Genomic DNA, 12,022 nt, shown 5'->3' on the forward strand with positions numbered 1-12,022 from the left:
AGGCAAAAGGGTGAATAAATAATCAGTTTTTAATAAGCAGATTTAGTAGTAAGCTAAACGGCGCTTAACCTGCATGATCCAATAGCTATAACCCTTTTGGAGTCTATATCGGTGATCCGAAGTAAAAGCCGTTTAGCTTAGTAGGGTGCGCCATTCGATAGCGTAACGCACCAAATAAATTAATGATAGATAGATAGGTGCGTTACGACGGATTGTTAGATTCAAGTTTAAGCAAAGATTGTCGCCGTCTAACGCACCCTACATTCTACTTTTTTAAAATCAAAAAGTGGCGGCCTTTGGAGGGATCGGGGGGGAGAATTAGGCACTTTTTCCCTGAAACTTAGGTAATTGACCACTTGAAAATGGGTAAAACCCCACACCCCCCTACCCCCACGAAAAACTTTTTGCCGCAAACCCTAAATAGGTTAGGGAAGTGACTTTCAGTTAATGATGCTAAAAATGAACAATAATCTAAAATTAAGCCGACAATGACTAAATGCAACCGACGGAAGCCCAACTTAGACAACTCTATCACCTAATTTCAATAAAGTCCGAAAACTATGCACGGGTAGGTTCTTTATGGGAGGGGAGGTCGGCGATGACCTTCTCGACCCCTAACTATCAGTTAACGATTTTTAAAAGCTTCGATCGCCGCCGGCAAAGTATAGTAAATTCTCTCTTGGCTAATTTTATCTAACAAGCGAGAGCGTTGCAATTCTAAGTACAGATCGTGTTTAACCCTCGCTAGGGCGAAAACTATACCCTGTCTTGATAATTCCCTTGCTAATTCCTCGATAATCTCCACGGCTGTACTATCCAACTCCCCGAGTGCCTCTGTATTCAAGACAAACCATTCTACCGGTTTTGTCTCCCGGGCAATGGCGCTGAGGGCGCGACGTTTAAAGTCGGCCGCATTAGCAAAAAATAAGGGGGCATCGTAACGATAGATAACTAACCCCGGTATTGTTTGCGCTTCTGGCCAATCCTGGAGCGCGTGTAAACCCATCACCCCCGGAACCGTACCCAAGACCGCATCATCGGGCCGGGTAATGCGGGCCAATAAATCGATAACCGAGAGACCGATGGCGATGGCAACCCCGCTTAAAATCCCCGTGGTTAGCACCCCCACCATGGTCAGGACAGCGAGATTAAACTCACTATTGCGAAAGCTTTTTAGTCGTTTAGCGCCGGCAATATCCACCAGTTTACAGGCCGCATAAATCACCAGCGCACCCAAGGCGGCCTTGGGAAAGAGTACCAGTAGCGGACCGAGGAAGAAAATGACCGCCACCACCACCCCTGCCACCACCAGGGAGTAAAGCTGACTTTTACTGCCCACGGAATCGCCCACTGCGGTGCGACTGGCGCTGCTGCTGATGGGAAATCCCTGACAAAAACCCGCCGCCAGATTCCCCAGTCCTAGGGCTAAAAATTCTTGATTGGCATCGATTTCTTGGTTATGGTGTCTGGCGAAGGCTCTGGCGGTCAAGACGTTATCGGAATAGCCGACCAGGGCAATGCCGACGGCCGCGGTTCCTAGGGGTAGTAATTGGGAAAAATCTAGGGTTGGTAAGCCAAAATTAGGCAAAGTATTGCTAATTTTCCCCACTACTGCCACCCCCTCTTGATCGAGATGGAGGGTGGCGACGGCGAGGGTTCCCAGTAAAACCGCCAGCAAGGGTCCCGGTGCTTTGGGAAAATATTTTTGGATGACAAATAGAAATAGTAGCAGCAGTAGAGCGAGGCTAAGGGTTGGCCAGTGCCATTGGTTTATTCCCCAGAAAAAAGCGAAAATTTCTTTAAAAACCGTATTTTCACCGATTGACAAACCACTAATTTTACCCAGTTGTCCCGCAATCATGATCACCGCCACTCCCGCCATATAACCGATTAGGATCGGTTTGGAGAGTAAATTAGCTAAAAATCCTAAGCGGGCGATATAACCAACTAAACAGATTAAACCGACCATTAGGGCTAAAAAAGCCGCTAAACTGCCGTAATTTTCTCCTTGAAGGCTCACCATCGGTGCGATTGCTGCCGCCGTCATCACTGCCGTGGTCGATTCTGGTCCGAGGGATAGTTGCGATGAGGAGCCGAAAAGGGCGTAAACTAGGGCGGCTGGCACGAGAGTCCACAATCCCACCACGGGATCGACCCCGGCCAGGTCGCCGTAAGCCATACACTGGGGAATAGCGTAGGCTGCCACGGTGACACCGGCGAGGATATCTTTGCCCAGCCACTGCCATTGATAGGAGCGCAGGTTTTTTAGCCCGGGTAAATCAGGAAAATCGACTCGTCGGGAGTTTTTACTCATATTTTCTCTGTCAACGGCGACTTAACCTAATTTTAACGGAAGAATTAGCTAGGGTCTGCTGAAAAAGTTTGTTGGTGGGGGCAGGGTGTGGGGTGTGGGGTGTGGGGTGTAGGGTTTTACCGATTTTGAGGTAGTCAGTTACCTAATTTTCGGGGAAAAAGTCCCAGAATTTTACCCCCGATCACTCCAATGGTCAGCACTTTTTGAGGGGAAAAAAGTCTAAAAGCCTTATCCAACAAGGTTTTTAGATTTATTCAGCCAGCCCTGGCTAGGAAAAGCCCTTAGGTTGAGATATTTTCTGTCAGCAGGATATTTATACCATGTTAGCCGCAATTTTAATTAAATTGGCTAAATATACTCGGAAATATCCTCTTGACAATCATCGGCTAAGTATGATAGGGCGCGGAAGCGTAAACCGACTAATTGCTCGTAGAGAGGATTTAACTTGCACAGGGGCGGAATATGGACTAATTTATGACCAAACAGCACGATATCGCGTTCAAAAGGACATTGAGGCGGAACCATTTTGCAGATAAACCGGGCCAAGCGCGGATCGTGCATTTCTACCCCATCTAACCAATCTTTGAGGGGATGAAGCAGATCTGGGTGGGGATGTTCGGCACTGATAAACTCGGATTTATTCGCTTCTGTGGTAATTTCGGGAATTTCACAGATAGTATGTTCTAAAGCTGACAGGGCCTCGATTTCTAACCCGAAAGCATCCCGATAACTACGCAGTAATTGCGCTTCTGCGGGGGAATAAATGCCGTCGGCGATCGCTACCATGACCGCCGTGCGGAGGAAGTTTTCTGATATTTTGGGGTCATGACCGAAACTTGCGGCCAATTCTTCGGGACTAATCGATTGATAGAGAACGTGGTCGTCATCTAATTCTAATTCGTGAGCGAAACGGGCGATCGATTCCTGTTCGCTGGTGCTATAATCCCCATCACACCAAGCAATTGTCAGTAATCCCCGTAACCAGTCCCTAACTTGTTCGTTAGTGTAGCGGTATTGAACAGAGCTAACCATAGGTATTGCTAAAACTGATTTCTAGTTTCTCAATTTAATTCTACCCATCGCCCCCGGATTCTAGTGGCCCCCGTTCACATCATGTAACCATTGCAACTATCCTTATGGTCAGCTAGGAAGTTTTCGTTTTTCATCTGGCATAATCGGGCAATTTTCGCCCCTAGGAGCAGGGGTAAGGGTTGGTGCTTTTTGCTCCTTCCCCACCCGCGTTAGTCCTGCTGAAAAGGCGGATTTCTGGGATTAACGTCCAATCCCGAGGTAACGGAAACCGGCTGCTGTCACCACAGCAGGATCGAGGAAATTGCGACCATCAATCAACACGGGTTCGCGCATGGTTTTAGCCATTTTGCCGTAGTCAAGACGGAGGAATTCTTGCCATTCCGTCACCACCACCAAAGCGTCACAACCATCGGCCAATCTTTCTGGATCCGATTCGATAATCACACCGCTTAAACCGTGACTTAAACCACTTTGGGAAACGATCGGATCATAAGCTTTTACCTTAGCACCTAAACGATTTAACTGTTCGATCATGGTTAAAGCTGGGGCATCGCGCATATCATCGGTATCGGGTTTAAAAGTTAATCCCAACAAACCGACGGTTTTACCCTTGAGGATTTTTAATTCCTGTTGCAGTTTTTCGATCGCAATTGTCCGTTGACGTTTGTTAACATTGATAGCGGCGTTAAGTAATTCCGTTTCGTAACCGTAGTCTTCCGCGGTATGTACCAAAGCCGACACATCTTTGGGGAAACAGGAACCCCCCCAACCGATCCCGGCCGAGAGGAACTTGCTGCCGATACGGGAATCTAAACCGATACCTTTAGCCACTTGGGTGACATCGGCCCCCACGCGATCACAGATATTAGCTACTTCGTTAATAAAGCTAATTTTGGTGGCTAGGAAGGCATTAGCGGCGTATTTAATCATTTCCGCCGAACTGAGATCCGTAACGACTACGGGAACGGGAGGCAAGGAGGTATCCTCAGCGAATTGGCGTTTAACCAAAGGCGCGTACAATTCCTTCATCATTTCGATGGCTTTCGGGTTATTACTGCCTAAAACAATGCGATCGGGGTTAAAAGTATCATAAACCGCTGAACCTTCCCGTAAAAATTCGGGATTACTGACCACATCGAATTCCGCTTCAATGCGTTCTAGTGTACTAATACCGCCACCAGCGGCCACGAGATTTTTTTGTCTCTCGGCCACTCCATCGAGGACGATCATCCGTACCCAATCCCCGGAACCGATGGGAACGGTAGATTTATTGACGATTACTTTATAACCACCGTTGAGATGGGCCCCAATACCCCGGGCCACCGCTTCCACATAACGGGTGTCACTTTCTCCAGTGGGTAGTGCTGGTGTACCAACAGCGATAAAGAGGATTTCACCGTGTTTAACTCCCGCTTCTAGGTCCGTGGAGAATTCCAGATTGCCGGAGGCTGCCGAAGACTGCATTAATTCCGATAACCCCGGTTCATAGATGGGGGATTGTCCCGATTTCATCAATTTGACTTTTTCTTCATTGTTGTCAATACAGATAACATGATGGCCGATATGTGCTAGGCAAACCCCAGTGACTAAACCCACATAACCCGTTCCGATAACACAAACACGCATGATAATCACTCCAGTGACAATTAGGTTAAATTTATTGATTAGGGATTAGCTTAGACGAGAACGGAAATCCTCGATCGTCATTTTTAAACCCTGACTTAGAGGAATAGTTGGACTCCAATCCAGATAAGTTTTAGCACGAGTGATATCCGGTTGTCGTTGCTTGGGATCATCTTCCGGCAGTGGTTGATAGACCAATTCCGCCTCGGGATTAATCATGCCTTGGATCACTTGTGCTAATTCCAGAATTGTGTATTCGTCGGGATTGCCTAAATTAACCGGTCCGATAAAATCCCCATTCATCAAACGCATTAACCCTTCCACCAAGTCAGAAACATAGCAAAAACTGCGGGTTTGGGAACCTTGACCATAAACCGTTAGGGGTTGACCGCGCAAAGCTTGTACGACGAAATTACTCACCACTCGACCATCGTTTTCCAGCATTCGCGGGCCGTAGGTGTTGAAAATCCGGGCCACCCGGATATCGACTTTATGCTCCCGATAATACTCAAAAGCCAGGGTTTCCGCTACCCGTTTACCCTCGTCATAACAGGAACGCGGTCCGATGCAGTTGACATTACCTCGATATTCTTCCGTTTGCGGATGCACATCGGGATCGCCATAGACTTCTGAGGTAGAAGCGAGCAAAAATCGCGCTTTTACCCTTTTAGCTAGGCCTAGCATATACATGGTCCCTAAAACATTGGTTTTAATCGTTTTTACGGGGTTATATTGATAGTGGATTGGGGAAGCAGGACAGGCCAGGTGATAGATCTGATCGACTTCTAAACGGATCGGCTCGGTGATATCGTGACGAATTAGCTCAAAATAAGGATTTCCTAGCCATTTAACGATATTTCTGCGCGTCCCTGTATAGAAGTTATCCAGACAGATCACTTCATGACCCTGTTCCATCAAGCGATCGATTAGATGGGAACCGATAAAACCTGCACCACCCGTAACTAGGATTCTCATGTAATCGCAAAGTAAACATATAAAATTATTCTTAAAATACCCTTACGCTGGTTTTTTGGCAAATATTTTTTTTGACGGGGTGTTGAGTATCAGTGATCAGTGATCAGCGATCGCCGATTCAAGGCTAATGGCTGAATAATGGCTCGGTAATCCTTAAAATGGAAATAACACGCAAATTTGAGGCTAGATTATGAACAGTGGCGAGCAAAATAAGCTATTTATCCTGATTGATGGGCATTCTTTGGCTTTTCGTGCCTATTATGCCTTTGCTAAGTCTCGTTCTGGTCCTCTGCGTACTTCTAGCGGCATTCCCACCAGTGTTTGTTTTGGGTTTTTAAACTCTCTGATGCAGTTACTAGAAACTCAAAAACCCACTTATTTAGCGGTCGCTTTTGATTTAGCCGCTCCTTCTTTTCGCCATGAAGCTGATGTCAATTATAAGGCGAATCGGCAAGAGACTCCCGAAGAATTTCGCCCCGATTTAACTAATCTCCAAAGTCTCTTGGCAGCGATGAATATTCCTATTGTGACTTCTCCGGGTTATGAAGCAGATGATGTTTTAGGAACTTTGGCAAAACAGGCCGGCGATAATGGTTATACAGTCAAGATTTTAACAGGCGATCGAGATTTATTCCAATTGGTAGATGAGGAGAAAAAAACCACGGTTCTCTATCTGGATATTAATGCGGTCAAAAGTACATCGGGACAGGGTTATACAGAATTTAATTCCCAAGCTGTCACGGAAAAGTTAGGGGTGACACCAAAACAGGTAGTAGATTTTAAAGCTCTTTGCGGTGATAAGTCTGATAATATACCCGGGGTGCGCGGAATTGGCGAAAAAACAGCGATAGATTTATTAAAAAAATACGATAACTTAGACGATATATATACCAATCTGGAATCGATTAAGGGAATGGTAAAAACTAAATTATTAGAGGGAAAAACCGCCGCCGAAAGTTCTCGCTATTTAGCCAAAATTGCCCTTGATGCCCCCGTTAGTCTCGAGGAAGAGAAATTTCGTCTCCGAGGTTTTGATCGGCGTTTAGTTAAAGCTTTATTGGCAAGATTGGAGTTAAAGAAAATTCTCCAGAAACTCGATCAAATTCAACAGTATCTAGGTGGCACTCCTACCCTAGAATTAACTAGCGATGCTGATTCTAATCAATTGTCTCTGTTTGATTTACCCCCTATTTCTCCACCGGTTCTAATTGCTCCGGAAATTATTGATACTCTTCCTAAGTTAGATGCTTTACTGGCAAAATTAACAACTTTCACTAATCCACATTTTCCTGTCGCTTGGGATACCGAAACCACGGATTTAAATCCTCGTGTAGCCAAATTGGTCGGGATCGGTTGCTGTTGGGGAAAAGAATTAAATGCTATGGCCTATATTCCTATCGGCCACCAGAGCGGTGATAATTTAAATCTAGAGATAGTCCTCGAAAAATTACGCCCAATTTTAGCGGGTGATAATTATCCGAAAGTCTTCCAGAATGCGAAATTTGATATTGATGTTTTTTATCATCAAGGAATTACCGTTAAAGGTTTAGTTTTTGATACTATGGTGGCTAGTTATGTCCTCCATCCCGAACTAACTCATAATCTCGAAGATTTATGCGATCGCTATTTAGACGGTATCACTTCCCTTAGTTATAAAAGTCTCGGTATTCCTGGGGGAAAAACCATCGCTGATTTAGATATTGCCACCACTGCTAACTACTGTGGATTAGATGCCTATGCTACCTATTTACTTCGAGAAAAATTACAGGCAGAATTAACTAAAATTCCCCCTTTGTATCAATTATTCTCTGAAATAGAATCTCCCCTCGTCATGGTGCTGTGGCAGATGGAAAATTATGGTATAAAAATTAATGTCAATTATCTAAAAAACTTGTCCCAGCAACTAGAAAGAGACTTAGCAGACATAGAAAAAAAAGCCTATGAATCTATCGGAGAAACTTTTAATCTTAGCTCTCCTAAACAGTTAAGTGAAATCCTCTTCGATCGATTGGCACTCAATCGCAAAAAATCCAGAAAAACTAAAACAGGTTACTCTACCGATCAAAGTGTTTTAGAGAAACTACAAGGAGATCATCCCTTAGTTGATTATATCCTTGAACATCGCACCTTATCCAAATTAAAATCCACCTATGTGGATGCTTTACCGAAATTAGCCGAACCAAAAACCGCAAGAGTACATACAGATTTTAATCAAACCATCACCAGCACCGGACGCTTATCATCCTCCAATCCTAACCTGCAAAATATACCCATTCGCAGTGAATTTTCCAGACGAATTCGTCAAGCTTTTATTCCCGAAGATGGTTACTTATTAGTATCAGCGGACTACTCACAAATCGAGTTAAGAATTCTCGCTCATCTCAGCCAAGAACCAGTTTTATTAGAAGCGTATCGTAGTAATCAAGATGTTCATAAAGTCACCGCTCAATTGCTCTTTGATAAAGGGGAAATTACCCCAGAAGAACGCAGTTTAGGAAAAACAATTAACTTCGGGGTTATTTATGGCATGGGAGCGCAAAAATTCGCCCGTGAATCGAAATTAACCGTAGAACAGGGCAGAAAATTTATTGAAAAATATCATCAACGTTATGCCCAAGTATTTGAGTATTTAGAGAATAGCAAAAAACAAGCGATCGCTCAGGGATATGTGGAAACAATTTTGGGCAGAAGACGTTATTTTAACTTCGATAATCCCCTCTTAAAAAGACTGCGGGGACTGTCCTTACACGACATCGATTTAGATAGCCTCAAACTCAACAACGAGGAAGCACAATTATTAAGATCGGCTGCTAATGCCCCCATTCAGGGTTCCAGTGCTGATATTATTAAAGTAGCGATGGTAAAATTGGCTGAGGTACTGCAAAATTATCGAGCGAGATTACTGCTGCAAGTCCATGATGAATTAGTCTTGGAAGTACCGAGGGAAGAATGGCCATCCCTAGAGTCAAAAATCAAGACTACTATGGAAGAAGCTGTCTCCTTGACGATCCCTCTCTTGGTAGAAATTAAAGCTGGTGACAATTGGATGGAAACCAAATAAAACTATGATCGAAAACAGACAATTTTTAACCCCAGAAGAATCCGCAGATGTGGACGCTGCCCTCTTAACTTCTCCCGAAAAATTCCTGACTCGTTTAACGATTTCTTCCCTACGCTTACTAAAAATAATCGCCGAAGATACGGGAGTAACCCTAGAAGAACTAACCCATAAACAGGTCATTCAATGGCTAGAAAAAGATAGTCAACTGCGTCGGGAACAGGGGATCGAAGCGGCAGTGCTGAAATGGTAAATAAACTCTTAAAAAATCAGCTACCCCTGACAATTTATGCTAGTTTTTAGCTATAAAGTTACTGGAGTTACAACAATGACAATTACCCTAAAAGTGCCTAGTATTGCCTGTGAAGGTTGCGCTAATACCATTACTAAAGCGATTAATAATCAGCAACCAGCAGCCCAAATATCGGTGGATGTAGCCAATAAAATCGTCACGGTAGAAACCACCGCATCCCCCACAGAAATTGCCCAATGGATCAGCGAAGTCGGCCATACTGTTGAGTCTAGCAGTGAGGGTTGACATCCTCTCCCGTTAAAAATATACCTCTGGTAAAAATCAAGGGTAGTTCTATTTTTGTGTTCATCAGATTAGTTTTACTCCCAAGCTTTCTAGTTGTTGGTTTATCCAAGCGGTTGCCGTTTCTTCATCGGTTTCTATCGCTTAGGCGTTAAATTTTCCCCCCTTTTTAAGGGGGGATTAAGGGGGGATCGAAAGATTTAGCTGCTCACAAACCGCCTCAAAATTTCTTAATACCTGCGAATTCGTGAATCTAATAACTTTTAATCCATAGCTTTCTAATCGCGCAGTTCTCTCTTTATCATAGGCTTTTCCCTCATCCGTAAAGTGAGTATCTCCATCAATTTCAATCACAAGTTTGAGGCTAGGGCAATAAAAATCAACAATGAAATGATCAATGGGGCGTTGTCTTAGGACTTTGAATTTGAAATTTTTTAGATAGGAATACCACAGCTTTTTCTCTGCTAAGGTCATGTTCTTTCGCAGTTCTTTCGCTCTGGCTACTAGGGCAGTATTATAAGGTAGATGAAAGTCGCTGTTGTTTAGGTTCATTGATCCCCCCTACCCCCCTTAAAAAGGTTCATTGATCCCCCCTACCCCCCTTAAAAAGGGGGGAAATGTCTAAGGATTCTAGTTGTTGGTTTATCCAAGCGGTTGCCGTTTCTTCATCGGTTTCTATCGCTTTTTCTACTCCTATTTTAGCAATTTCTAATAGTTCTTTGGATTTTGCTTTTAAAGCACTCTTAGAGTAAATGTGCGATCGCTTTCAAAAGTTCTGTTAATCTCTTCGGGTCTAATTCCCCGCCGCTCGCGGCGTACAATAGAAAAATGAGTGAATACATCCATAAGAGCCATAATGTAAGTGTTTTGCTATATCATTTAGTGTTCCCAGCCAAATATCGTAAAGCCGTTTTCGACGAACAGGTAGATAGCTTGTTGAAAGAAGTCTGTCTAGAGATGGAAAAACGATACGAGATAAAGTTTGTAGAAATTGGAGTGGATAAAGATCATGTGCATTTTCTGGTGCAATCAGTACCGACCTATAGTGTGACAAGGATAGTGACAATGATTAAAAGTATAACGGCGAGAGAAATTTTCAAAAAGTGTCCTCAAGTGAAAAAGCAGTTGTGGGGAGGAGAGTTTTGGAGTGATGGATATTACGCAAGTACGGTAGGAAAGCATGGGGATGAAGGTATGATAGCGAGATATGTAAAAGAACAAGATAAAGAATACCTGCAGCTACACCAAAATCTACAATTGAGTCTATTTTGATTCTGATACCCCGTCCGCTTGCGGCGGGGTAGTTCATTGATTAATTTTCACCCAGTCATCGTCGATAAATTAGCCTGCCTTAAAAACAGGTAAAGTGACTATCACCATTTTGCCTAATTTTTTCACTCTGGTAATGAACTTTTGATTATGAAATGATCCAAAGACGTTAATTTAAAAGATTGAGTTCAGGGGAGTTTGTTGGGTTGGTCTTGTGTTAAAATTGGGTTAGGGCTAGTCTGAATCATTTATCCTGTATCATTTAACGGCGGAGAAAACTATGGTAAAAACCTTTAAAGCAATTTTGAAAAATAATACCCTTCAATGGCTTGATGAAACCCCTGAAATCAACTCCGAATATCCTGTTAATGTTTATATTACCTTACTAGAAGAAAATATTATTGGTGAAAATCGATCTAACGGTCAAAAAATGGCCAATGCTTTGAAAAAAATTGCTAATAATAATACTTTTACTGATGTTGATACCCAACAGTGGCAACAACAAAATCGGTGCGATCGCTCTCTTCCTGATCGGGATTAAATCATGTTATTAGATAGTAATATTATTATCTATGCCGCTCAATTGGAAAATGAGTTTCTCCGGGAGTTTATTGCAGAAAATTCTCCTTATGTATCTGCTTTATCCTATCTGGAAGTTTTAGGCTACCATCGGTTAACTCATCAGGATAAAGTCTATTTTGAAGAATTTTTTAATGCTTCTCAAATTTTACCCATCTCTCAACCTGTAATTAACCAAGCAGTAACTTTAAAACAAATCAGAAAGATGTCCTTATGAGATGCCATTATTGCGGGAACAGCTTTCGTTTATAATTTAACAATTGTAACTCGCAATATTGATGATTTTAATTGGCTTAGTAAATTAAATCTAATTAGGGTTTGCTGAATAAGTACGGGCGAAGCATTCGGATAGAAAATCTACCTTTTCACCGATAGGTTATTGTCCGAATGCTTCGCCCCTACAGGACGCTGGCCGATGAAGACGCAAGGTTTTGAACGAAGATTCTCTCAAAATCTTGCACCTGATTGACCAATTGTCAATAGCTTTTGAGATACTCCAGCAATTCCAAATTCAGAATGTAGCAAGGAATACAGAATACAAAACGCTTTTGCCCTGTAGCTCCCCATCCAAAATCAAGAAGAATTAACGCGAGTAACAGGGATGGCCTCATCGAGCATAAAGTCTAAAAGGTGGTGC

The 12,022-nt window shown here is 43.2% G+C and carries 12 protein-coding genes; 7 read left to right on the top strand and 5 right to left on the bottom strand.

Annotated elements, in window-relative coordinates; genetic code table 11:
• Window positions 1-625: 625 nt before the first annotated feature.
• From PX482_RS05950 to PX482_RS05965, 4 genes are all read right to left on the bottom strand, one after another.
• Entirely contained in the window at window positions 626-2,314 is a 1,689-nt protein-coding gene (locus tag PX482_RS05950) for a SulP family inorganic anion transporter (protein ID WP_288122187.1), read from the bottom strand.
• 348 nt (window positions 2,315-2,662) lie between these two features.
• Window positions 2,663-3,346: a Mo-dependent nitrogenase C-terminal domain-containing protein gene (locus PX482_RS05955; protein WP_002746178.1), complete on the bottom strand. Its 684-nt coding sequence runs from the start codon at window positions 3,344-3,346 to the stop codon at window positions 2,663-2,665.
• A gap of 240 nt (window positions 3,347-3,586) precedes the next feature.
• Window positions 3,587-4,972 carry a UDP-glucose dehydrogenase family protein gene (locus tag PX482_RS05960; protein WP_288122188.1) on the bottom strand — a complete coding sequence of 462 codons (1,386 nt, stop codon included), beginning with the start codon at window positions 4,970-4,972 and terminating at the stop codon, window positions 3,587-3,589.
• Window positions 4,973-5,017: 45 nt separating this feature from the next.
• Window positions 5,018-5,944 carry a UDP-glucuronic acid decarboxylase family protein gene (locus PX482_RS05965; protein ID WP_002759994.1) on the bottom strand — a complete coding sequence of 309 codons (927 nt, stop codon included), beginning with the start codon at window positions 5,942-5,944 and terminating at the stop codon, window positions 5,018-5,020.
• A 190-nt stretch (window positions 5,945-6,134) separates the two neighbouring features.
• Here PX482_RS05965 and polA point away from each other — a divergent pair, with 190 nt between their 5' ends.
• The 3 genes from polA to PX482_RS05980 are packed head-to-tail and all read left to right on the top strand — an operon-like array spanning window position 6,135 to window position 9,540.
• Window positions 6,135-9,005 (top strand): DNA polymerase I, encoded by a 2,871-nt coding sequence (polA, locus tag PX482_RS05970; protein ID WP_288094627.1) that lies wholly within the window; start codon window positions 6,135-6,137, stop codon window positions 9,003-9,005.
• A 4-nt stretch (window positions 9,006-9,009) separates the two neighbouring features.
• The gene (locus PX482_RS05975) at window positions 9,010-9,255 is read left to right on the top strand and encodes an NDH complex assembly factor CRR9 (RefSeq protein ID WP_002746191.1); all 246 of its coding nucleotides are present in this window, start codon (window positions 9,010-9,012) and stop codon (window positions 9,253-9,255) included.
• Window positions 9,256-9,291: 36 nt separating this feature from the next.
• Window positions 9,292-9,540, top strand: a complete 249-nt coding sequence (locus tag PX482_RS05980; RefSeq protein WP_288122189.1) for a heavy-metal-associated domain-containing protein — start codon at window positions 9,292-9,294, stop codon at window positions 9,538-9,540.
• A gap of 177 nt (window positions 9,541-9,717) precedes the next feature.
• Here PX482_RS05980 and PX482_RS05985 read toward each other — a convergent pair whose 3' ends face one another.
• The gene (locus PX482_RS05985; RefSeq protein ID WP_002759989.1) at window positions 9,718-10,089 is read right to left on the bottom strand and encodes an endonuclease domain-containing protein; all 372 of its coding nucleotides are present in this window, start codon (window positions 10,087-10,089) and stop codon (window positions 9,718-9,720) included.
• A 65-nt stretch (window positions 10,090-10,154) separates the two neighbouring features.
• On the opposite strand from PX482_RS05985, the gene PX482_RS05990 reads away from it, so the two are divergent.
• The 4 genes from PX482_RS05990 (at window position 10,155) to PX482_RS06005 (ending at window position 11,602) form a co-directional block, all read left to right on the top strand.
• Window positions 10,155-10,289 carry a hypothetical protein gene (locus tag PX482_RS05990; RefSeq protein WP_288027527.1) on the top strand — a complete coding sequence of 45 codons (135 nt, stop codon included), beginning with the start codon at window positions 10,155-10,157 and terminating at the stop codon, window positions 10,287-10,289.
• A gap of 76 nt (window positions 10,290-10,365) precedes the next feature.
• Window positions 10,366-10,809: an IS200/IS605 family transposase gene (gene tnpA / locus PX482_RS05995; RefSeq protein ID WP_002740761.1), complete on the top strand. Its 444-nt coding sequence runs from the start codon at window positions 10,366-10,368 to the stop codon at window positions 10,807-10,809.
• A gap of 277 nt (window positions 10,810-11,086) precedes the next feature.
• Entirely contained in the window at window positions 11,087-11,347 is a 261-nt protein-coding gene (locus PX482_RS06000; RefSeq protein ID WP_002757302.1) for a hypothetical protein, read from the top strand.
• 3 nt (window positions 11,348-11,350) lie between these two features.
• Entirely contained in the window at window positions 11,351-11,602 is a 252-nt protein-coding gene (locus PX482_RS06005) for a PIN domain-containing protein (RefSeq protein WP_002757304.1), read from the top strand.
• Window positions 11,603-12,022 lie beyond the last annotated feature (420 nt).

This window comes from Microcystis sp. M53602_WE12 (genome assembly GCF_030065455.1).
GTDB lineage: Bacteria > Cyanobacteriota > Cyanobacteriia > Cyanobacteriales > Microcystaceae > Microcystis > Microcystis aeruginosa.

What these genes read in the sequence shown, in the direction of transcription:
- PX482_RS05950 (WP_288122187.1), bottom strand. Translation starts at nt 2,314, where the DNA reads ATGAGTAAAAACTCCCGACGAGTCGATTTTCCTGATTTACCCGGGCTA.
- PX482_RS05955 (WP_002746178.1), bottom strand. Translation starts at nt 3,346, where the DNA reads ATGGTTAGCTCTGTTCAATACCGCTACACTAACGAACAAGTTAGGGAC.
- PX482_RS05960 (WP_288122188.1), bottom strand. Translation starts at nt 4,972, where the DNA reads ATGCGTGTTTGTGTTATCGGAACGGGTTATGTGGGTTTAGTCACTGGG.
- PX482_RS05965 (WP_002759994.1), bottom strand. Translation starts at nt 5,944, where the DNA reads ATGAGAATCCTAGTTACGGGTGGTGCAGGTTTTATCGGTTCCCATCTA.
- polA (WP_288094627.1), top strand. Translation starts at nt 6,135, where the DNA reads ATGAACAGTGGCGAGCAAAATAAGCTATTTATCCTGATTGATGGGCAT.
- PX482_RS05975 (WP_002746191.1), top strand. Translation starts at nt 9,010, where the DNA reads ATGATCGAAAACAGACAATTTTTAACCCCAGAAGAATCCGCAGATGTG.
- PX482_RS05980 (WP_288122189.1), top strand. Translation starts at nt 9,292, where the DNA reads ATGCTAGTTTTTAGCTATAAAGTTACTGGAGTTACAACAATGACAATT.
- PX482_RS05985 (WP_002759989.1), bottom strand. Translation starts at nt 10,089, where the DNA reads ATGAACCTAAACAACAGCGACTTTCATCTACCTTATAATACTGCCCTA.
- PX482_RS05990 (WP_288027527.1), top strand. Translation starts at nt 10,155, where the DNA reads ATGTCTAAGGATTCTAGTTGTTGGTTTATCCAAGCGGTTGCCGTTTCT.
- tnpA (WP_002740761.1), top strand. Translation starts at nt 10,366, where the DNA reads ATGAGTGAATACATCCATAAGAGCCATAATGTAAGTGTTTTGCTATAT.
- PX482_RS06000 (WP_002757302.1), top strand. Translation starts at nt 11,087, where the DNA reads ATGGTAAAAACCTTTAAAGCAATTTTGAAAAATAATACCCTTCAATGG.
- PX482_RS06005 (WP_002757304.1), top strand. Translation starts at nt 11,351, where the DNA reads ATGTTATTAGATAGTAATATTATTATCTATGCCGCTCAATTGGAAAAT.